Raw genomic sequence first — 21,018 nt, 5'->3', positions numbered from 1 at the left:
GGCTAAGATATGTCAAATTTAAAAGATATAAAACGAAAGATCAAGAGCGTCCAGAACACTCAAAAGACGACCCGTGCGATGAAGCTTGTCTCAACAGCAAAGCTTCGCAAAGCCGAAGAGGCTGCTCGATACTCTAGAGTTTACGCACTTAAGATCAATGAGGTTTTATCAGAGATAGCTTATAAGATCAATCAATATGCTTCAGTTATGACTGAGAGTAAATTTTTTAACACAACAAAGAGTGTAGAAAAGGTTGATATTATATTTGTTACCGCTGATAAAGGGCTTTGCGGTGGCTTTAATGTCCAGACCATAAAGACAGTTAGGCGCATGATTGATGAGCTAAAAGCCAAAAAGATCAAAGTTAGACTAAGAGCTGTTGGTAAAAAAGGCATAGAATTTTTCAATTTCCAAGGCGTTGAACTACTCGAGACTTATGTCGGAGCTAGCTCTTCTCCTACATATGAAAAAGCTCAAAAGATCATAAAAGACGCTATTGATGATTTTACAAACGGTATAACTGATAAAGTCGTGCTAATACACAATGGCTATAAAAATATGATTTCTCAAGAGATTAGAGTAAATGATATTGTGCCTATTGAGCCGTCTAAGATAGTTGCGGTTGAGACAAATTCTTTGATGGAATTTGAGCCAGAAGACAACTATACTAAGATTATGGATGAATTGCTCAATAAATATTTTGAGTATAGTATGTATTATGCTTTGGTTGACTCTTTGGCGGCTGAGCACAGTGCTAGAATGCAAGCTATGGATAATGCAACAAACAATGCAAAACAACGCGTCAAACAGTTAAATCTTGCTTACAATAAAGCAAGACAAGAGTCTATTACCACTGAGCTTATTGAGATCATCAGTGGTGTTGAATCAATGAAATAAAAGGAGTATGAATGAAGGGTGTTATTAGTCAAGTTATGGGCCCTGTGGTCGATGTTGACTTTAATGACTACTTGCCAAAGATCAATGAAGCTATCGAAGTTTTCTTTGAGGTTGAGGGCAAGAAACATAAACTAATATTAGAAGTTGCTGCTCACCTAGGCGATAATAGAGTCAGAACGATCGCTATGGATATGAGTGAGGGCTTGACTCGTGGCTTAGAGGCTAAAGCACTTGGTGCACCTATTAGTGTGCCAGTTGGTGAAAAAGTTCTAGGTAGAATTTTTAACGTAGTTGGTGATTTGATCGACGAGGGCGAGGGTATAAATTTTGATAAGCATTGGTCTATCCACCGCGATCCTCCTCCATTTGAAGAGCAAAGTACGAAAAGTGAAATTTTTGAAACTGGTATCAAGGTAGTTGACCTTCTAGCTCCTTACGCAAAGGGTGGTAAAGTAGGCCTATTTGGTGGTGCTGGAGTTGGTAAAACGGTTATTATTATGGAGCTTATCCACAACGTTGCGTTTAAACACAGCGGTTACTCTGTATTTGCAGGCGTTGGTGAGAGAACTCGTGAAGGAAACGACCTTTATCATGAAATGAAAGAAAGTAATGTTTTGGATAAAGTTGCCTTGTGCTATGGTCAAATGAATGAGCCACCAGGAGCAAGAAACCGTATCGCACTAACTGGTCTTACAATGGCTGAGTACTTCCGTGATGAGATGGGACTTGACGTTTTGATGTTTATCGATAACATCTTCCGTTTCTCTCAATCAGGTGCAGAAATGTCAGCTCTACTTGGACGTATCCCATCAGCTGTTGGTTATCAGCCAACTCTTGCAAGTGAGATGGGTAAATTCCAAGAGAGAATTACATCAACTAAAAAAGGTTCAATTACATCCGTTCAAGCTGTTTACGTTCCAGCTGATGACCTTACGGATCCAGCTCCTGCAACTGTTTTTGCTCACCTTGATGCTACAACGGTTCTTAATAGATCGATCGCAGAAAAAGGTATCTATCCAGCTGTTGACCCACTTGATTCTACTTCAAGAATGCTTGATCCTCAAATTTTAGGAGCAGATCACTATAAAGTAGCTCGTGGTGTTCAAGCTGTACTTCAAAAGTATAAAGACCTTCAAGATATCATCGCTATCCTTGGTATGGACGAGCTTAGTGAAGAAGATAAGCTAACAGTTGATAGAGCAAGAAAAATAGAGAGATTTTTATCTCAGCCATTCTTCGTTGCTGAAGTATTTACAGGTAGCCCTGGCAAATATGTAAGTCTTGACGAAAATATCGCTGGCTTCAAGGGAATTTTGGAGGGTAAATATGATCATTTACCAGAAGCAGCATTTTATATGGTTGGAAATATAGATGAAGCTTTAGCTAAAGCTGAGAAACTTAAGGCTTAAATTTAAAAAGGAAGCGTAATGGATAAATTACATTTAGAGATCGTAACTCCTCAAGGTCAGATATTTAATGATGACGTGAGTAGTGTAGTGCTTCCAGGTAGCGAGGGTGAGTTTGGTGTTTTACCAAACCATGCCTCATTAATATCTCTTTTAAAAGCAGGTATTATAGATATAGAACATAAAAATAAAAAACATGATGTTGTTGCGATTAACTGGGGCTATGCAAAGATTGACGAAGGTAAGGTAGTAATACTTGCTGACGGTGCGGTTTACGTCTCTGGTGATAGTGAAAGTGAGCTTGCAAATTCATTGGAAGCTGCTAGAAATTTGATAGAGAGCATGAGCAGTGATACAAATGCTTTTGCAGCAACTATATCTAAAATGGAAAATGTAGTGAGAACTAGATAAGTGGGCGGTATAGATTTATTTTTAAATTACATTCAAAGAAGTAGTTTTATTACAATTATTGTTTTAACTTGGCTGTCAATATATTTTATAGTTAGTTTCACAATTCTTTTTTCAAGAATGGCTGGTATTGGAGCTTGGCAAAAACGTGAGCAAAATGCACTTGAAGCACTGCTTATGGGTGCTAAAAATATTCCAAATGATTCGTCTTTGAGAAAATGTGCAAATGGAAGAATCTCAAGAGAAAAACTAAACGTATGTATAAGTATAGCCGAGAAAAATGCTACAAGTGGACTAACGTGGCTAAGTGTAATAGCATCTACTTCGCCTTTTATCGGTCTTTTTGGAACCGTTGTTTCTATTTTAGAGACATTTTCACAGCTTGGAAATGGTGGAGGTTCATCGCTTGGTATTATCGCCCCAGCTATTTCAGAAGCACTTGTTGCAACTGGTTGCGGAATTTTTGTTGCGATCCCAGCATATACATTTAACTTACTCATAAAAAGAAAAGCTTATGAATTAATGAGTGTTATTGAGCGTCAGGCTGATGTTATGATAGCACTTAAAAAAGATGATGAGATACTATAAATGGCCGTTAAATTTACCGATGAGACACCAGAGCTAAATATAACTCCTCTTGTTGATATTATGCTTGTTTTACTAGCCATTTTAATGGTTACTATGCCAACTATAACATATCAAGAGGATATTACTCTTCCAGATGGTTCAAAGGCGAAAACTTCAACATCTAAGCAAAAAGACCTTATAGTATCTATAAATTCGCAAGGACAAGTTAGAATTGATCAGAGTACTATGAGCCTTGCTGAGTTTCCTGATAATATTGCATTAATGAGTACAAAATACGATAAAACCTCGCCTATCTATATAAAAGCTGACAAAAATTTAAAATACGATGATGTTATGTTTGTATTAAAGACTTTGAAAGGTGCTGGTTTTAATAAAGTAGCTTTAGAGACAAACGGTTAAAATGTCAAATAAAGTTAAATTTCCAACGCTTAGTTCGTTTCTTGTAGCGTCTTGTATTTACGTTATTATTATACTTATTTTGTTTATAAAGCTTACTTTTTTTGCAGAACCTCCTAAAAAATATACTGATGATAAAGATGCTATTATGGATGTGGTTATGGTTGATAGAGAAGTTGATCAAACCATTAAAGCTCCAAAACAAGCAGATGAAGTAGTTAAAGAGACAAAGCCTGAACCTAAAAAGGAATCTGAAGAAGATAAGCAAGAGACTACAAATAAGCCTGTTGTACCAGATGAACCATTGCCTACGCCAAGCTTACCAACTCCTCCAAAAGAGGAACCAAAACCTGAGCCTAAAAAACCAGAACCAAAACCAGAAATTTTAAAACCAAGTGAAGAACTCAAAGAAGATGTTAAGCCAGAACCAAAACCTGAGCCTAAGCCTACGCCAAAGCCAGTTGAAAAGCCAAAACCAAAAGACCCAAATATAAAAGACCTTTTTAGTGACATAGATCCTACGAAACTTAAAAAAGATGATGGTATAAAAAAGGCCGAAAATAAAGTGCAAAGCCGTAAAAAAAGCGAAGCTTCTAGTTCAAAAGCCGCAAAAGAAGCTAGTGATATAATAAAGAGTTTAAAGATAGATCAAAATCCAACTGCTCCAAAATCACAATCCACCGGTACTTACGATCCACTAATGGGTGCGATAACAAAACAAATTCAAAGAAGATGGCAAAGCTATAAGGCTGATTCTGCAAATTTAGCTAAAGTTAAAGTTATGATAGATCAGAGTGGAAATTTTAGCTATGAAATTTTAGAACTATCATATAATGAAGAATTTAACGCAAAAGTAAGAGAGTGCTTAGAAAAACTTACAACGGAGAAATTTCCATTCAATCCAGACAAAAGCACTACTTTTAATTTAAATTTAGAAGATAAAATAAACTAAAATTTATAAAATTATGGAGTAGAGATGAAGAAAATTTTTCTTTTTTTATGTGTTGCTCTAGGGCTTTATGCTGCTGATGCAACCATATCTGTTGTAAATCAAGGTATTGCCTTGCCAAAGATAGCTTTGCAAGATGCAACAACTGCTGTTAGCGATATGGGTTTTAAAGATAAATTCTTTAAAATCATGCTAGGAGATCTAAAGGTTAGTTCCGATTTTGAAGTAATCGAAGATCATGTGCCTTCTACCTATGAAGGAGATGCGACTACTAATACAATGAGTGATAAAGGCGTCGAACTTATCTTTAGATATGCTCTTGAAGGCTCTATGGGCTCACCTCTTACTTTAAGAGTAAAACTGATAAACGCTAAAACAGCAACTACAAGATATGAGAAGGTTTACACTATGCCAGACGGCGCAAAGTATCCGTTTTTGGCTCATAAAAGTATAGTTGAGCTTACTAATGAACTAAATTTACCACCAGTTGGCTGGATGGAAAAATTTATTATTCTTTCAAAATATACTTCAGCTCGCCAAAGCTCTATCATAGTTGCTGATTATACACTTACATATCAAAAGACTATAGTAAGTGGCGGGCTAAATATTTTTCCTAAATGGGCTGGAGCTGATCAAAGTAAATTTTACTATACATCTTATATAAATAATAAACCAACTTTATTTAGATATGATCTAAACTCTGGTACAAAAACAAAGATAATCGATAGCATTGGCATGCTTATAGCCTCAGATGTTAGTAAAGATGGAAGTAAAATTTTATTAACTATGGCACCAAAAGATCAACCAGATATCTTTATCTATAATACAAATAGTAAAAATTTGACGCAGATTACTAATTATCCAGGCATAGATGTAAATGGAAATTTTGTAGATAATGATAGCAAAATAGTTTTTGTATCAGATAGGCTTGGTTATCCTAACGTTTTTGCAACTCCTGCGATTTCTGGCGGAAGCGTTGAACAAATGGTATTTCATGGTAAGAATAACAACTCTGTAAGCACATTTGAAAATTATGTTGTTTATTCAAGTAGAGAAGCAAGTGGTAGCTTTAATATATATCTAATTTCAACTCAGACTGATTTTATACGTCAGCTTACAGCAAATGGTAAAAATAACTATCCAAGATTCTCAAGCGATGGGCAAAGTGTTGTCTTTATAAAAGAGCTTGGCGGTCAAAGTTCACTAGGAGTTGTTAGGTTAAATGAAAACAGAAGTTTTCAGTTTCCTTTAAAAGTAGGAAAAATTCAATCTATAGATTGGTAAGATTCTGATAAAATTTAAAATTTTTATGATATAATTCGACCAAATTTCTAAAAAAGGATAAGGAATGAAAAAAGTAGTTCTAGCAAGTGTTGCAGTTGCAACTTTATTGTTGAGCGGTTGTAGCTCAAAAAACCCTGAAGTTGATATGAATTCAAATTCAAATCAATCTGCAGACAATTCAGGTAGCATGAGCGATGCTGATAGATTAGCAGCTCTTATTGCTAATATCGAGAGTCAAGTTAAAAGTGTATACTTTGACTTTGATAAATTTAATATCAAAGCTGATCAACAAGGTGTTGTTAGCTCAAATGCATCAGTATTCAACCAAGCTGACGCTCAAGCTCTTTCTATAAAAGTAGAAGGTAACTGCGATGAGTGGGGTACAGATGAGTATAACTATGCTCTTGGTTTAAAACGTGCTAAAAGTGCTAAAGATGCTCTTGTAAGAAATGGCGTTAGTGCTGATAGAATCGCTGTAGTTAGTTTTGGAGAAAGCAATCCAGTTTGTACAGACAAAACAAAAGCTTGCGATGCTCAAAATAGACGTGCAGATTTCAAAGTACTTCCGTAATTTATAATTAAATAATAATGAATAAAAAAATAATTGTAGTGGCTCTGATTGGAGCCACTATCTCTATTACCTCCGGCCAAGAGATTTCAGCTTTTGATGCAGGCAATATGGATAGTGCGAATCCATATGGTCTAACCGACAATGAAAAAGTTACCCTAAATAATAAGCGAAGTGTTCAAAATATTGAAGAGAATATGAATAGTGTTTTAGAACAACTTCAAGGTTTGCAAAGCTTGTTTGAGAGCATGAGTGCTAGAATGAATAAGCTTGAGCAAAGAATAAATGATATAGAGACGAAGGTAAATGGTGGCATAAGTGATTCTGGTGTAAGTTTGACATCATTGAAGGCTTATGTTGATGAAACTAGAGATATACAAGACAAAAACTACAAAAATATTACTGCTGCCTTAAATAAATTAGGTGCAATAATGGATAAAAATGCTGCCCAACCAAAGCAAAATGCAAATCCAAAACAACAAAGTAAGCCAACTTCAAATTTTAGTGGAAAAAGCGATAAAGATATTTTGGCTGATGGCATTAAACTTCTAAATTCTGGCAATAGCACAGAAGCAGCTGAATATTTTGAATATTTAAATAAAAAAGGCTATAAAACTGGTGCAACAAATTATTATTTAGGTGAAGTTGCTTACAGTCAAAAATCATACAGTACAGCTATACAATACTACAAAAAAAGCATACAGAACGAAGATAAGGCTGACTATACACCAAAACTTCTATATCACACAGCTATAAGCTTTGATAAGATAGGTGACACGCAAAGTGCAAATAGATTTTATAAGGCTTTAAAAGTCGGTTATCCAGATAGCAAAGAAGCCAAAGCCTCTCCCAATAGAAACTAAATTTTAATCTTTTTTAGATATAATCCCACATTAATCGAGAAACCAAATCTAAGGAGATTATTGTGAGTAAAGATCAAGTTATAACTATGTTTTACGAACTAAAAGATGCTAACACTGGTGAAATTTTAGAGTCAAACATGCAAGAAGGTGGCCAAATTTCATTTATAACAGGGCATGGCCATATTATAGAAAAGCTTGAAGAAGAAGTAAGTAAACTAAAATCAGGCGAAAGAGCAACTATAAGCGTAAAGGCAGCAGAGGGTTGTGGTGAATATAATAATGAGGCCATTCAGTCGTTACCAAAAGAGCAGTTTGCTGGTATAGATTTACATGAAGGAATGGAACTTTTTGGTCAAAATGAGGATGGCTCAAGCGTTCGTGTTATTGTTAAAGAGATCAAAGATAACGAAGTAACAGTTGATTTTAATCACCCATATGCTGGTAAAGATTTGTTATTTAATGTTGAAGTTTTAGAAGTTAGAGATGCGACAGAAGATGAAAAAGCAACAGGCATGGTAGCTGGGGCTCATACTTGCGGTTGCGGTGGTCACGATCATGAGCATGAACATGAGTGCTGCGGAGGTCATGGACACGGACATGAGGATGGCGGTTGCGGTTGCGGTGGACACGGACATCACCATCACTAAGAAGCTAAAATGAAAAAATTTGCTTTTGTTTTTGCGGGCCAAGGCTCGCAAAGTATTGGTATGGGAAAAGACTTTTACGAAAATTTTTCTACTGCTAAATTACTTTTAAATGATGCTTGTAATGATACTGGCATTGATTACAAAGAGCTTTTATTTATACAAAACCATAAGTTGGATAAAACAGAATTTACTCAGCCAGCTATCGTTTTAAACTCACTAATGACTTATTTGGCTTTTTCAAATTTTATTAAAGAAAAACCAGAATTTAGCCTTGGGCACTCACTTGGAGAATTTACTGCTCTTGCAGTTAGTGGAGCATTTAATTTTATTGATGCGATTAGGCTTGTAAATTTGCGTGGTAAATTTATGCAAGAAGCCTGCGTTGGCAAAGATGCCGGCATGATGGTAGTTCTTGGACTTAGTGATGAAGTGGTTGAAGAAATTTGTAAAAAAGCAAGAGAAGAAGGCTTACAAATTTATGCTGCAAACTACAACTGCGATGGACAAATCGTTGTCGCTGGTGTAAGAGCTGATCTTGCTAGCTATGAAGCAAAATTTAAAGAAGCTGGTGCAAAAAGAGCAATGCTTTTAAATATGTCAGTAGCAAGCCATTGTCCGATACTTGAGCCAGCTAGTGTTAGGTTGGCAAGCGAGCTTGAGAGTACTTTAGCTACCAATTTTTCTCCAGTTGTCTCAAATGTAAATGCTAAAATTTATACCGATAAAAGTGAAGCACTAGTCCTGCTAAAAGAGCAGCTAATAAAACCAGTTTGCTATAAACAAAGCATTAAAAACTATGAAAATGATGTTGATTGTTTTATCGAGCTTGGTGCTGTGACATTAAAGGGTATCAATAAAAAAATTACCGAAAAGTCAACTTATAGTATTACCGATATGGCAAGCCTTGAAGAAGTTGTGAAAATTTTGGAGGAGAGATGATAGCGATACTAGGAGCCATGCAAGAGGAGATAACACCGATCCTTGAAATGGTTGGTGAATATAAAACTGTTCAATATGCAAATAATAAATTTTACTTAGCAAACTATAAAGGAAAAGAGCTAGTCATTGCCTATTCAAAGATAGGCAAGGTAAATGCAGCCATAACGGCAACTTTAATGATAGAAAAATTTAAGGCCTCAAAGTTGCTCTTTACTGGCGTAGCTGGCTCACTTGATGAGAGTTTAAAAATAGGCGATATGCTTTATGCTACTAGCTTAGTGCAACATGATCTTGATATCACGGCCTTTGGCCATCCTTATGGCTATGTACCAGGCACAAGTATATTTGTTAAAAGCGATGAAGGACTAAATGAACTGGCAAAAAAGATAGCTGGTAAAAAAGATATGAGCTTAAGCGCTGGTATTATTGCGACTGGAGATCAGTTTATCTGCGATAATGAAAAGAAAGCTTGGATTAAAAAGATATTTAATGCGAGCGCTACCGAGATGGAAGGTGCTAGCGTTGCACTAGTTTGCGAAACACTTGGTGTGCCATTTTTTATACTAAGAGCTATCAGCGATGGAGCTGGTGATGCAGCAGAGTTTGACTTTGATAAATTTTTGCAAGATTCAGCAAATGTTAGTGCAAAATTTATACTTGAAATGGTAGAAAGCTTATGATAGAGCTTAGTAAAAGGCTTCTTAGGCAAGTTGGTCAGACAAATGCCAGATACAAGATGATAGAGGGCGGAGATAATATCTTGCTTGGTCTTAGCGGTGGTAAAGATAGCCTCGCACTAGCTCACGTACTAAAGCATATCCAAAACGTTACACCTGAAAAATTTGAGTTTAAAGCAGTAACACTAAGCTACGGCATGGGTGAGGACTACGCTTATCTTACAAAGCATTGCAATGAGCACGGAATAGAGCACGAAGTAATAGATAGCTCAATTTTTGAAATTTCAAAAGAGAAAATCCGTAAGAATTCTAGTTTTTGTAGTTTCTTTTCTCGTATGAGAAGAGGTTATCTTTATACTTACGCCTTAAAGCATGGTTTTAATAAACTCGCGATTGCTCATCATTTAGATGATGCGGCGGAGAGCTTTTTTATGAATTTTACCTATAATGGTGCACTAAGGACGCTTGCTCCAAAATATACTGCAAAAAATGGAATCACGGTTATTAGGCCATTTATCTTCGTTCGCGAGAGACAGCTTCGCGAAAATGCTATCAAAAATGAATTAAGAGTCATTGGTGATGAAGCATGCCCTGCAATGAGATTTGACGTGAAGATGCCGCATGCTAGATATGAAACCAAACAGCTTTTAGCGACTTTAGAAAAAGAAAATCCAAAACTTTTTACTTCGCTAAAAGCAGCATTTGAAAATATCCATACTGATACTTTTTTTGCTCTCAATAGTAGTAGTGAAGAGTAAAATTTTACTTGCTTTTTGGGACTAATCCTAAGAAGCAAGCTATAAATATTTCTATTTTAATTGGCTTTTATCAAAATAAATAAAAAACAGCAATTTTTAATCTTCTTTTTAAAAATTTTTTACTCTTTGGTTATAATTTTATAATTTGGAAATTTGAAGTTAAAAAATAGTCATATACTTTAAAGAATAAGATGATAGATATTTAAGATAGCAAGTATAGCTTAAAGTCCGTCAAGTAAAATTTTATAAAGGCGGTTTATCTCATCGTCATTTAGCTCGATCGTGCTTTTTGTATCAAATAAATTTTTGATCTTACCAGCGTCAAATTCGCTCCTATCTAGGCAGTGCTTGTGAGAGGGCAAAAAGCCACGAGTTAGGCAAAGCTCGCTCTCTATCTCCTCATCACAGATAAAGCACTCAAGCTCGCTGTGAAGCCTACCTTCATACTCTAAAATTTTAACGTAGCTTTCGATGATAAGGCGCTTTGGATTTTGTAGCTGCATCTGTTTGGCACAGCGATCAAGCTCGTTAAAATAAATTTCATCGAGCTGCTCGACCTCTTTTAGATGATCATAAAGTAGGCGCATGAACTGCTGCCAAATAATGAGCTTATCGCGCTCTAGCAGCCATTTAAAGCCAAGATGAAGTATGCTTCTAAGCTTTGGTAGAAATTTTGCCTCTTGCTCTAGCTCAAAGTCGATCTTGTAGCCAGTCATGATGTTTGAGTGCCGTGCGCCAAAAAATCTATACGACTTTACGAGCAAATTTGGCGTTAGCACAAAGACTAAAAGGTCCTCGTCTCTGACCTTTTGCACGCGCAGGATGTAGCCTTGCATCTAGGCAAAAAACTCCCTTATACGCTCTCTCATCGCTGTCACGTCTTTAATAAAATTTATATCATTTCTAAAGGTTGTTGCGCCGTCGATGCCCTTGCTGTATTGATGCAGGTGCTTTCTAAATATGCAAAGTCCATGCTCTCCGTAGTGCTCGATCATCGCATCAAAGTGCGCTAGGATGATCCTTCGTTTTAGTACTTTATCTACGCTAGTTTTAGTCTTAATCTCGTGAAATATCCAAGGATTGCCGATGCTTGCTCTGCCGATCATTAGAGCGTCACACTTTGTAAGATTTAAAATTTCATCTGCATTTTGTGCATTTATATCGCCATTTGCGACGACTGGAATTTTTACACTAGCCTTTACTCTAGCGATCGCTTCGTAATCAACCTTTGCACTGTATCCGCCAGCTCTGGTGCGTCCATGCACTGCGATGTAGTTTGCGCCAGCTTCTTCGCAGGCTTTTGCGATTTTGATCTCATTTTTATCATTAAAGCCAAGTCTAAATTTAACACTCAGGCTCTCTTTGTTTGAGACACTTTTTATGGCTGAGATTATGCTTTGAAGCTTATCAAGATCGTTTAGTAAAGCAGAACCCGCCCCTTGTCTAACGACCTTTGGTACGGGGCAGCCGCAGTTTAGATCGAGCCCATAAACTCCATCAAATTTATTGATGATTTGCACAGCTTTTTTTATATTTTCTGTGTCATTACCAGCTATTTGAACGATGTAAGGCTCTTCGTTTGGGGATTTTTTAATCATTTCAAGCGTTTTATCACTGCTCTCATATACTAGAGCGTTTGCGCTGATCATTTCGCTAACAGTGATATCGCAGCCAAATTTCTTAACTACGCTTCTTAATGGTAAGTCAGAAAAGCCAGCAAGAGGCGCTAAGAAAAGTGGCTTTTTGCTAAAGTCTATCATTTAAAAAATAGCGAGCTAGGCACCATTTTGCCGTTATCTCGTAAAAACAGCAAGACCTTTATCTCTTTAAACTCATCTGGGTCGCTACCTTCGATAGCCTCTCTTACTTTATCAAGCATCTGAAGCTCAAATAGCGCATATACGTAAGCCTCATCAGCGTCAGCATGGATGCTTTTTAGCTTCTCAAAGATGCCGATATATGCATCTGGTTTTAGCTTATTTTTAAGCATTATGGCTGCTTTGTCGTATTGTGCTTTTGTCACTTTTGCGTTGTTTAAAAGATCAAAAATTTCATCACTGCTTAGATCGATCTCGTCATTTACAAAGCGGGTAATAATAAGCATTATATCTTCACTCACTAGTTCAAAATTTAATCTTTTGATCTCGCTAAAAGAAGCTACTTTTATAAGTTTATCAAATGCAGCTTTTTTAAGGCTCTCGTTTTGATCTTGATTTTTAAATATGTCAAGATAGTAAGTAGGTAGTTGCTCGATTTTATTTAGCTCATTTAGGATATTTAACTTGCTATCTTTTGCTAATCTAAATTTCTTTAGATCGACGATCTCTTTATTTTTTATACTTTTTATAGTTTGTAAGATATTGTTTATCTCGGCATCATCTACACCGACATCTTTAAGCTCGCCTACTGGTGAGATAGAACGAGTAAGCTGTGAGGCGATCTTGTAAGTGTCGGTTTTAAAGTCTTTATTGCTCTCAAAGCCAAGAAGCGTCTCTTTGGCTAAATCTTTATAAAGCTGGCTATCTTTTTTGATCCATTTTTTATATCTATAAAAAGCATATCCATGATAAGCGATATGAAGTAGGGCAAGAAGTGCTAAAACAGCTACTGGAAGAGCGACCCAAATAGCAATTGGCAAAGTTATAGTTTGGCCTAAAAGCTCAAATGTGTAATCAGAACTATTAAGAGAATAAGTAAGCCCTGCAACAACTACTATATAGATTATGCAGTAGATGAGAAATTTTCTAGTTTTCATGTTTTCTCCTTAGTTTTTTGCTGTTTTTTCGATTATTTCACGGCAAGTTATACAGTATTTTGCATGTGGTTTTACTTTTAGTCGCGGTATGCTGATCTCCTCCTCACACATATCACAAATTCCATAAGTTTTATTTGCTATCTTCTCTAGTGCTTCATCTATCTCTGATAGCTCCGCTCTTTGTTGCGTCGAGATGGAATGCTCTATTAGCTGGTCTGTATTCACTGAAGCTATATCAAACTCGTCGCTTACACCACTATCTCTTAAGCCATTTACTTCAACAGATGAATCATAGATATTTTTTTTGATCTGTAATTTTCTTTCTTCAAGTAATTTTTTAAAAAAATTTAGCTCAGTTTGTGTCATTTATATTCCTTTATTTGTGGTATGGGTGGTTTGCATTTATGCAAAGTGCTCTAAAAATTTGCTCAAAAAGTACAAGCTTGGCAACCTTATGCGCCATCGTCATCTTGCTCAAGCTTATGATTTTTTGCGCTTTATTCTTTAAATTTTGGCTAAGGCCGTAAGCTCCACCTATGAAAAAGTTAATTTGTGAATTTGAGTTTAAAATTTGTGCAAATTCTTGGCTATCAAGTTGCAAGCCATTTTCATCAAGCATTACGCAAAAACCTTTTAAATTTGGTTCGTAAATTTCATCATAAGCTCTTAATGCTTCGCTTTTTCCAGTGCTTTGAGCTTTTGCTATTTTTTCATTGAAAAAGACTTTATCGTTTATCTTAGCAAATTTTGCACTCATTTTTATATATTCTTGTATTTCGTTTTCAAAGTTGTCACGTAATGATTTTTGAATGCTAAAAACTGAAATTTCCAAATTTAGCCTTTGGTTTTTAGTTTTAGTTCAAAGTTGCTTCCACTCTCATCTTGTTTATCTTTTTGATGTATTGTCCTATTGTTTGTGAGAAATTTAACCATATCGCTTATATATTTTTTATGTTCGCTTCTTGGCACAATAGCATCGATTAAGCCATGTTCTAATAAAAACTCGGCTCTTTGAAATCCCTCTGGAAGGTCAGCACCAATGGTTTGTTTGATGACCCTTTGACCAGCAAAGCCTATTAATGCGCCAGGTTCGGCGATTATTAGATCTCCAAGCCAAGCAAAAGAAGCACTAACGCCACCCATTGTCGGATCAGTAAGTATTGAGATATAAGGCAGCTTTGCTTCATCAAGTAGTTTTAAAGCGGCTGATGTCTTTGACATTTGCATCAAAGAAAATGTGCTCTCTTGCATTCTAGCTCCACCTGAAGCACTCACTATGACTAAAGCTTGGCGTTTTTCTATCGCTCGTTTTATCGCTCTTACTATCTTTTCACCCTCAACTGAAGCTAGCGAACCACCCATGAAGCCAAAGTCAAAAACAACTAGCTGGATTTCTTGCCCATCGCATTTGCCTTCGCCACATATCACTGAGCTTGTGCGTCCTGTTTTTTCTTTATTTTCTGTGATTCTTTTTTTGTATGATTTTTTATCAACAAAATTTAATGGATCTACCGGTTTTAAATTTGCGTCAAATTCTACAAAGGTTTCTTCATCGCAGATCAAATTTATACGATCAGTAGCTTTTAATCTCATATGATAGCCGCATTTTGGGCATACATTAAAACAAGCTTCAACTTCTTTGTAGTACATCAGTGAGTGACAATTATCGCATTTTACCCAGTGTGTAGGTGCTTCTTCTGGACGAGGTTGAGCTTTTCTTATCTTTGAAAAAATATCTGAGAAATTCATATTTTTACCCACTTATATTAAAAATTGTGGGATTATATCTAATGTTTGCCTTGCTTTTTCTTATATGACTTAAAGTTTGTTTATTTGTGGAGGTTTAAGGGGCAAGCTAGCCCCTTTTAAAAGTATCTTGTTAGAAGCGTCTTCCGATAGTAAATTCAAATGTATTTGTATCATCGCCCTCTTTAGGTTTAAGAGCTTTTGCAAAGATTAGTTGAAGTGGTCCGATAGGAGTTATCCACTCGATGCCAGTGCCAACTGATGATCTTTTTATCTCATTTAGGCTATTCTCACCGATCATGCCGTAGTCATAAAATACAACGCCACGCATTTTGACACGATCTATTATAGGGAAGCTTATTTCAGCTGAATTATTAAACGAAGTTTCGCCACCATATTCGTAGTAGTCGCCATTATATTTTACCTTTGGAGATACAGTTCTGCTTTCGTAACCACGTAAGCTTCTTATACCACCAAGATAAAGTCTTTCGTTGATCGGAGTATATCCTCTTTCCCAAATTTTGCCAAAGCTTGCTTTGTATCTTAAGATAAGATCGTAGTCGATGTATTCTCTAAGGCCTAGATAGTAGTTAAAATTTGTGCGATTTTTGATAAAGTCTATATCGCCACCAAGCCCAGCTATCTCAAATGATGTACTAGCTATGATGCCACGTCTTGGTAAGTAATAATCATCGGTGCTATTATATGTTAAAGCCGGAGTTATGGCACTTTTTATAGCTTTACCTTCTCTATAAATTTCTTTTTTAGTTTTTGTGTTGATATCTCTTAGTTCATCATCTTTTAAAGTAATTTTGCTTTGCTCAATATTGTAAGTAAGCGATGCGCTTAAATTTCTAGTTAGTTTTCTACCTAGTGTTGTGCTAAAGCCATAGCTTCTCTCTTTATATGTTCTCCAGTCATAGTCATTTGCGTAAAGTGTTCCACCAAGGCTATACTCTGAGTCGAAAATTCTTGGGTTTGTAAGGCTTATCTGACCTGAAAGCTCTCTGTCACTCTTATCTACGCTTACTTGTCCTTGAAGGCCAGAGCCAAAGATATTTGTATCAGAAAGTGCAGCGTTTAGTAGTAGTCCGTCACTGCTACCGTATCCGATACCACCGCTTATAGAGCCAGTTGAGGCTTCTTTTACTTTTACTTTTAGATCGACTGTATTTTTATCAACTGGATCTTCTTCTATCTCGACATCGTCAAAGTAGCTTGTTCTTTTTAATGCATCTTTTGAGTCTTGAAGGTCGGTTCTACTATATAAATTTCCTTCGGTTAGATAAAGTTCACGTCTTACAACGCGGTCAACAGTTCTATCATTTCCTGAAATTTGAACATTTCTTATATATACTTTCTCGCCAGGATCGACTTCATAATCAATATCGACAGTTTTATTTTCATCAAATTTATCAGTCTTTGGATAGACTTTTACAAATGCATAACCTTTATCAGCAACCATATCATCGAGCTTTTTCATATCTTGGCGAAGTCTTGCTGAGTTCATCGTATCACCAGCCTCAAGCCTAAAGTCATCTATGATCTTTTTAGTATCAAGCTCCAGCTCTTCAGGTGCTGTAATGCTTACATTTGAAACCTTATAAGGCTCACCTTCATGAACATAATAAGTAAGATCAGCCGTGTAATTATCAAACGATGAATTTAAATAAGGTGACGAAATAGTCGCGTCTAAATAGCCTTTTTGGAAATATTTGTCTTGTATTCTTGCTGGATCATTTTCAAGCTCGAAAAGTTTAACTTTACCATCGTTTCTGCCCCAAAGCCAGCCCATAAATTCTCTACTTTTATTTGCAACTACTGGCTCAATGTCGTCATAATCAAACTCTTTTGCACCGACTAAATTTACATTTTTGATTATCATATTTTCGCCACGGTTTATATTGAGTGTTATAAAAAGTGAGCTGTCATTATCTGCAACTGGTTGTTTTTCTACGTCTACAACGGTATCAAAATAACCCTTTGACTCATAATACTGACGAATTCTCTCTTTAGTTTTTTCAATTGTAAGCTCATCGTACATATTGCCTGGTTTGATATTGATTAACGACTCTATGGCAGTTTTGTCATTTGTTACGACGCCTTTTAGATCGACCCTAGCAACACTTGGCTTCTCTTTTACAGCTACTAAAAGATTACCATTGCCTGTATCTTCTATATAGATATCGTCGAAATAGTTTTGTTTGTATAAATTTGTGATCGCCTTATCGCTAAGCTTTGGAGTCAAATCCTGACCGACTTTTAGTCCCATTATTTGGCTTGCTACTTCAGGCGAAAGGTGAATTAGGCCTTTAAAATTTATTGACTGGATTGTTTGTGCGCTTAGGCCGCTAAAAGCTAATGCTAATAAAAATAATTTCTTTTTCATTAAATTTAACCTAGAGTTTTAGTATAAGTGCGTATAATATCATATTTTATTTTTAATAAATTTAAATTTTATAATTTTGAAGGTTTTTTATGAAAATAGGTATCATCGGACTTGGTCTTATGGGTGGCTCGCTTGGTCTTGCACTAAAAGATGAAAAATTAATCTCTTGTGTTAGTGGATATGACAAAGATGAAAATCATAGCAAAAAGGCCTTAGAACTTGGCTTGGTGCATGAAATTTTAAGCATTGACGAGATGAAAAAGAAGTGTGACATCATCTTTTTGGCTGTGCCAGTTGAAGCTATCGTATCAATAGTGCAAAATTTAACCGATATTAGCGAAGATACAACTATCATTGATTTTGGCTCAACCAAACAAAAGATAATAGAAGCTGTGCCAGAAAAAATTCGTAAAAATTTCATCCCAGCTCACCCGATGGCAGGTACTGAGTATTCTGGTCCAGAGGCTGCCTTTAAATCACTTTACACAGGGGCAACTGTTATCGTTTGTGACTTTGCTGAGAGCGCAGAAAAACATGTAAAAAGAAGCGTTGAGTTATTTTCTTGTCTTGGCATGAAGATCATTTTCATGAGTGCAAAGGAGCATGATCATCACGTGGGTCTCATCTCTCATCTGCCGCATGCTATTGCGTTTTCGCTTGCTAGTGGGATTTTAAAAGAGGAAGACAAAAGGCACATCGTAGCGCTTGGCGGACCTACATTTAAGGGCATGATACGTGTCGCAAAGAGTTCGCCTTTTATGTGGAGCGATATTTTTAAGCAAAATAAAAATAATGTTGTTGAAGCCATAAATATGTTTGAAAAAGAGCTAAATTTGTGCAAAGATCTCATCAAAGATGAACGCTGGGATGAGCTTTTTGCATGGATGAGCGACGCTAGAGCTGTAAGAGAAATTTTGTAATTAACTAAAAATTTATTGATTTACGTGTAAAATTTTGCAAATTAAATTTAAGGTAAAAATATATGTATAGACGTGGAATTGGCGGTTTTGGTATTGTTGTGCTTTTGCTAATTTTAATTTTAGCCGGTGGCTTTGGCTATGCTTTGATGTCAAAAGATTTTGAGCGAAATGAACCGATAATTGGTGTTGCTGATAAGGTTTATTGGAATCTTAGAACCCCAATGAATATCAAATTTAAAGACGATAGTGGTATAAAATTTGTACGAATTAGTATGAATGATGGGAAAAATGATCTAAATTTGTTAAATCAAATCATACAAAATCCAAGTACTGAGCTTGATGTAAATTTAACCTTTCCAAAGACTGGCTTTTTTGCTCAAAAAGATACCTATGAGATGAATATCGAAGCTGTAGATACTAGCAAATGGAGCTTTTTTACTGGCAATAAAGCTAGTAAAAAAGTCGAAGTAGTGCTTGATACTTCAAAACCTGATCTTTACGTGCTTTCACAGTCTTATTCTATCTCAAAAGGTGGTAGCGCTGTTGTGGTGTTTAGAGCAACTGATAACCAGCTAAAAGAGGTCTATGTCCAGACAAATTTTGGTAAGAAATTTAAGGCAGTGCCATTTTATAAAGAGGGCTTTTATGCAGCACTCGTTGCTTGGCCAGTTCAGGTTGAAAATTTTAGCGCAGAAGTCATTGCAAGAGACTTTGCAGGCAACGAAAGCAAGTCACATGTTAGATATTTTTATGAAAATGTAAAGTATAAAACTTCAACTATTGCATTAAATGATAGATTTTTAGATGGTAAGATAGTTGATCTAACTGATCAATATGCAAAAGATCCAAGCGCGCTTTCAAGGCTTGAGAAAATGAGATTTGTCAATGAAACACTTAGAAACTCAAATGAGGAAAAGATAACAGCACTTACTACAAATCCTGGCGATGAGATGTTAACTGGCTTTAGTGTGACTCCGTTTTATCCACTAAGAAATGGTAAAAAAGTGGCTGACTTCGCCGATCACCGATACTATACATATAATAACGAGCAAGTAAGCGAATCTTGGCACATGGGAATAGACTTTGCAAGTGTGGCAGCGGCTCCTATAATAGCTAGTAATGCTGGTCGTGTCGTACTTGCATCCGAAAATGGAATTTATGGATTAAATATTGTGATCGATCATGGATTTGGGCTTTATTCGCTTTATGGACACTGCTCAAGCACTAGAGTAAAAGAAGGCGATATGGTAGCTGCTGGCGATCAGATAGGCACTACTGGAACTAGCGGTCTTGCACTTGGTGATCACCTTCACTTTGGAATTTTAGTCCAAGGTGAAGAGGTAAGGCCACAACAATGGATGGACAAAAAGTGGATAAAAGACAATATCATAAATGTCTTAGATGCTGCAAAAGCGATGATAGACAAGAACTAAAAATTTGCAAAATTGATTTTTTAGTGCTATCATAAGCGGATTAAAAATATAAGGAAAATTCTTGAAACAAACTACTATCGCAAGACGCGTTGAGACCGTTGGTATAGGGCTTCATAAAGGTGAGCCGATAAGACTTATACTAGAACCTCTTGATGCAAATTCTGGTATTATTTTGCACCGCGAAGATCTTGGTATTAGTTTTAAAGCCGAACCTAAAAATGTGATAAATACGCAGATGGCAACCGTTGTTGGTAACGAAAAGGGCTTTATTAGTACGATCGAACACCTGATGTCAGCCATAAATGGTTATGGTATTGATAATATTAGAATCTCTGTTGATGCAAATGAAATTCCAGTGATGGATGGCAGTGCGATAAGCTTTTGTATGCTACTTGATGAAGCTGGCATAAGATATCTTGATGCTGGCAAAAAGGTAATTCTTGTCAGACGTGAAGTTGAAGTCGTTGAGGGTTCTAAATTTGTGCGAATTTCACCTTCAAGAAGTCCAAAATTTGACTATACGATAAAATTTGATCATCCAGTTATTGGTGAACAAAGATATGTTTTTGATTTTAGTAAAAGCTCTTTTATAAAAAATATAGCTCGTGCTAGAACTTTTGGGTTTTTGAAGGATTTACAACGTTTGCAGGCTCAAAATTTAGCCCTTGGTGCATCGCTTGATAATGCCGTGGCAGTCGATGATACGCATATCCTAAATCCAGAAGGTTTGAGATTTGAAAATGAGTTTGTAAGGCACAAAATTTTAGATGCGATTGGTGATTTAAGCTTGCTTGGGGCGCCTTTGTTGGGCGATTATACAGCATTTGCTGGAAGTCACGATCTAAATCACAAATTAACTCTTGCTTTGATGGCCGATGAGAAAAACTACGAGATCGCAACTCTAAATGGCGAACTTCTAAAAGAGTATCAAAAGGTATTTGCATAGAAAATATTGAAATTTTAGTTGTCTCTTTATCGACTCCGCTCTTGGTTGGGGTTTATAAAGACGGCGTAAAATTTGATGAAATTACGACTGATGAACATGTCAGTGAAGCTTTGATAAAAATCTTAGAAAATTTATCCTCTAAATTTAATATCACAAAAATTATCTATGCAAATACGCCAGGAAGCTTTATGGGGCTAAAGGTGGCCTATGTCATCTTAAAGACTTTCTCTTTAGCAAAGGGTTGCGAATTTTATGCGGTTAGCGGCTTTAGCTTAAATGGCAGCCAAGCGATCAGAGCAAATAAAAATTTAAGCTTCATTTTAAAAGATGGCAAAATTTCACTTGAAAAAGTAGAGCCAGTAGGATTTAGGTTGCCTTTAAATTTAGATGAATTAAAACTAAATTCAGATACACTTCCAGATTATATCATCCAAGCAGTTTAGGAGAAA

The 21,018-nt window shown here is 36.1% G+C and carries 24 protein-coding genes; 17 read left to right on the top strand and 7 right to left on the bottom strand.

Features of this window, described 5'->3' with window-relative positions; genetic code table 11:
- Window positions 1-9 precede the first annotated feature (9 nt).
- The 13 genes from atpG to CYP64_RS06350 all read left to right on the top strand — a co-directional run bounded on the left by atpG (window position 10) and on the right by CYP64_RS06350 (window position 10,380).
- Window positions 10-897, top strand: coding sequence for an ATP synthase F1 subunit gamma (atpG, locus tag CYP64_RS06410; RefSeq protein ID WP_002939426.1), 888 nt, complete (start codon window positions 10-12; stop codon window positions 895-897).
- Window positions 898-908: 11 nt separating this feature from the next.
- The gene (atpD, locus tag CYP64_RS06405) at window positions 909-2,306 is read left to right on the top strand and encodes a F0F1 ATP synthase subunit beta (protein WP_002939420.1); all 1,398 of its coding nucleotides are present in this window, start codon (window positions 909-911) and stop codon (window positions 2,304-2,306) included.
- Between the two features lie 18 nt (window positions 2,307-2,324).
- Entirely contained in the window at window positions 2,325-2,714 is a 390-nt protein-coding gene (atpC, locus tag CYP64_RS06400; RefSeq protein WP_021090667.1) for an ATP synthase F1 subunit epsilon, read from the top strand.
- Entirely contained in the window at window positions 2,715-3,299 is a 585-nt protein-coding gene (locus CYP64_RS06395) for a MotA/TolQ/ExbB proton channel family protein (RefSeq protein WP_051288435.1), read from the top strand. It begins immediately after the preceding gene.
- Window positions 3,300-3,698: a biopolymer transporter ExbD gene (locus CYP64_RS06390; RefSeq protein ID WP_072593819.1), complete on the top strand. Its 399-nt coding sequence runs from the start codon at window positions 3,300-3,302 to the stop codon at window positions 3,696-3,698.
- A 1-nt stretch (window position 3,699) separates the two neighbouring features.
- On the top strand, window positions 3,700-4,647 hold the full coding sequence (locus tag CYP64_RS06385) for a TonB C-terminal domain-containing protein (protein WP_103649114.1): 948 nt from the start codon (window positions 3,700-3,702) through the stop codon (window positions 4,645-4,647).
- A gap of 24 nt (window positions 4,648-4,671) precedes the next feature.
- Complete coding sequence (gene tolB / locus CYP64_RS06380) at window positions 4,672-5,928, top strand: Tol-Pal system protein TolB (protein WP_103649113.1); 1,257 nt, start codon at window positions 4,672-4,674, stop codon at window positions 5,926-5,928.
- A gap of 64 nt (window positions 5,929-5,992) precedes the next feature.
- Window positions 5,993-6,499, top strand: a complete 507-nt coding sequence (locus CYP64_RS06375) for an OmpA family protein (protein ID WP_021090913.1) — start codon at window positions 5,993-5,995, stop codon at window positions 6,497-6,499.
- A 17-nt stretch (window positions 6,500-6,516) separates the two neighbouring features.
- Complete coding sequence (locus CYP64_RS06370) at window positions 6,517-7,359, top strand: tetratricopeptide repeat protein (protein ID WP_103649112.1); 843 nt, start codon at window positions 6,517-6,519, stop codon at window positions 7,357-7,359.
- A gap of 56 nt (window positions 7,360-7,415) precedes the next feature.
- Window positions 7,416-8,006 (top strand): FKBP-type peptidyl-prolyl cis-trans isomerase, encoded by a 591-nt coding sequence (locus tag CYP64_RS06365; protein ID WP_258032977.1) that lies wholly within the window; start codon window positions 7,416-7,418, stop codon window positions 8,004-8,006.
- Between the two features lie 9 nt (window positions 8,007-8,015).
- Complete coding sequence (gene fabD / locus CYP64_RS06360) at window positions 8,016-8,945, top strand: ACP S-malonyltransferase (RefSeq protein WP_103649110.1); 930 nt, start codon at window positions 8,016-8,018, stop codon at window positions 8,943-8,945.
- On the top strand, window positions 8,942-9,625 hold the full coding sequence (locus tag CYP64_RS06355; RefSeq protein WP_103649109.1) for a 5'-methylthioadenosine/adenosylhomocysteine nucleosidase: 684 nt from the start codon (window positions 8,942-8,944) through the stop codon (window positions 9,623-9,625). The genes fabD and CYP64_RS06355 overlap by 4 nt, the downstream gene beginning before the upstream one ends.
- Entirely contained in the window at window positions 9,622-10,380 is a 759-nt protein-coding gene (locus CYP64_RS06350) for a tRNA 2-thiocytidine biosynthesis TtcA family protein (RefSeq protein WP_103588942.1), read from the top strand. The genes CYP64_RS06355 and CYP64_RS06350 overlap by 4 nt, the downstream gene beginning before the upstream one ends.
- Window positions 10,381-10,601: 221 nt before the next feature.
- Here the strand turns inward: CYP64_RS06350 and recO are convergent, their stop codons facing one another.
- The 7 genes from recO to bamA form a co-directional block, all read right to left on the bottom strand.
- Window positions 10,602-11,216, bottom strand: coding sequence for a recombination protein RecO (gene recO, locus CYP64_RS06345; protein WP_103609165.1), 615 nt, complete (start codon window positions 11,214-11,216; stop codon window positions 10,602-10,604).
- Window positions 11,217-12,140: a tRNA dihydrouridine synthase gene (locus CYP64_RS06340; protein ID WP_103649108.1), complete on the bottom strand. Its 924-nt coding sequence runs from the start codon at window positions 12,138-12,140 to the stop codon at window positions 11,217-11,219.
- The gene (locus CYP64_RS06335) at window positions 12,137-13,135 is read right to left on the bottom strand and encodes a uroporphyrinogen III synthase HEM4 (RefSeq protein WP_103649107.1); all 999 of its coding nucleotides are present in this window, start codon (window positions 13,133-13,135) and stop codon (window positions 12,137-12,139) included. The genes CYP64_RS06340 and CYP64_RS06335 overlap by 4 nt, the downstream gene beginning before the upstream one ends.
- A 9-nt stretch (window positions 13,136-13,144) precedes the next feature.
- Window positions 13,145-13,501, bottom strand: a complete 357-nt coding sequence (gene dksA, locus CYP64_RS06330) for an RNA polymerase-binding protein DksA (RefSeq protein ID WP_035167251.1) — start codon at window positions 13,499-13,501, stop codon at window positions 13,145-13,147.
- A 10-nt stretch (window positions 13,502-13,511) separates the two neighbouring features.
- Window positions 13,512-13,967 (bottom strand): 23S rRNA (pseudouridine(1915)-N(3))-methyltransferase RlmH, encoded by a 456-nt coding sequence (locus CYP64_RS06325; protein ID WP_103649106.1) that lies wholly within the window; start codon window positions 13,965-13,967, stop codon window positions 13,512-13,514.
- A gap of 2 nt (window positions 13,968-13,969) precedes the next feature.
- A complete protein-coding gene (accD, locus tag CYP64_RS06320; RefSeq protein ID WP_103649124.1) occupies window positions 13,970-14,884 on the bottom strand; it encodes an acetyl-CoA carboxylase, carboxyltransferase subunit beta in 915 nt (304 codons plus the stop codon).
- Window positions 14,885-15,014: 130 nt separating this feature from the next.
- Entirely contained in the window at window positions 15,015-17,270 is a 2,256-nt protein-coding gene (bamA, locus tag CYP64_RS06315) for an outer membrane protein assembly factor BamA (RefSeq protein WP_084108780.1), read from the bottom strand.
- A gap of 89 nt (window positions 17,271-17,359) precedes the next feature.
- On the opposite strand from bamA, the gene CYP64_RS06310 reads away from it, so the two are divergent.
- The 4 genes from CYP64_RS06310 (at window position 17,360) to CYP64_RS06295 (ending at window position 21,012) form a co-directional block, all read left to right on the top strand.
- Window positions 17,360-18,190: a prephenate dehydrogenase gene (locus CYP64_RS06310; protein ID WP_084108777.1), complete on the top strand. Its 831-nt coding sequence runs from the start codon at window positions 17,360-17,362 to the stop codon at window positions 18,188-18,190.
- 62 nt (window positions 18,191-18,252) lie between these two features.
- Window positions 18,253-19,623, top strand: coding sequence for a M23 family metallopeptidase (locus CYP64_RS06305; RefSeq protein WP_103649105.1), 1,371 nt, complete (start codon window positions 18,253-18,255; stop codon window positions 19,621-19,623).
- A 61-nt stretch (window positions 19,624-19,684) separates the two neighbouring features.
- Complete coding sequence (lpxC, locus tag CYP64_RS06300; protein ID WP_103649104.1) at window positions 19,685-20,569, top strand: UDP-3-O-acyl-N-acetylglucosamine deacetylase; 885 nt, start codon at window positions 19,685-19,687, stop codon at window positions 20,567-20,569.
- Between the two features lie 41 nt (window positions 20,570-20,610).
- Window positions 20,611-21,012 (top strand): glycoprotease, encoded by a 402-nt coding sequence (locus tag CYP64_RS06295; RefSeq protein WP_103649103.1) that lies wholly within the window; start codon window positions 20,611-20,613, stop codon window positions 21,010-21,012.
- Window positions 21,013-21,018 lie beyond the last annotated feature (6 nt).

The organism is Campylobacter concisus (genome assembly GCF_002913945.1).
GTDB classification, from domain to species: Bacteria; Campylobacterota; Campylobacteria; order Campylobacterales; family Campylobacteraceae; genus Campylobacter_A; species Campylobacter_A concisus_P.
The sequence above is the reverse complement of the archived record's forward strand: the minus strand, read 5'-3'. Positions and strand labels throughout refer to the sequence as shown.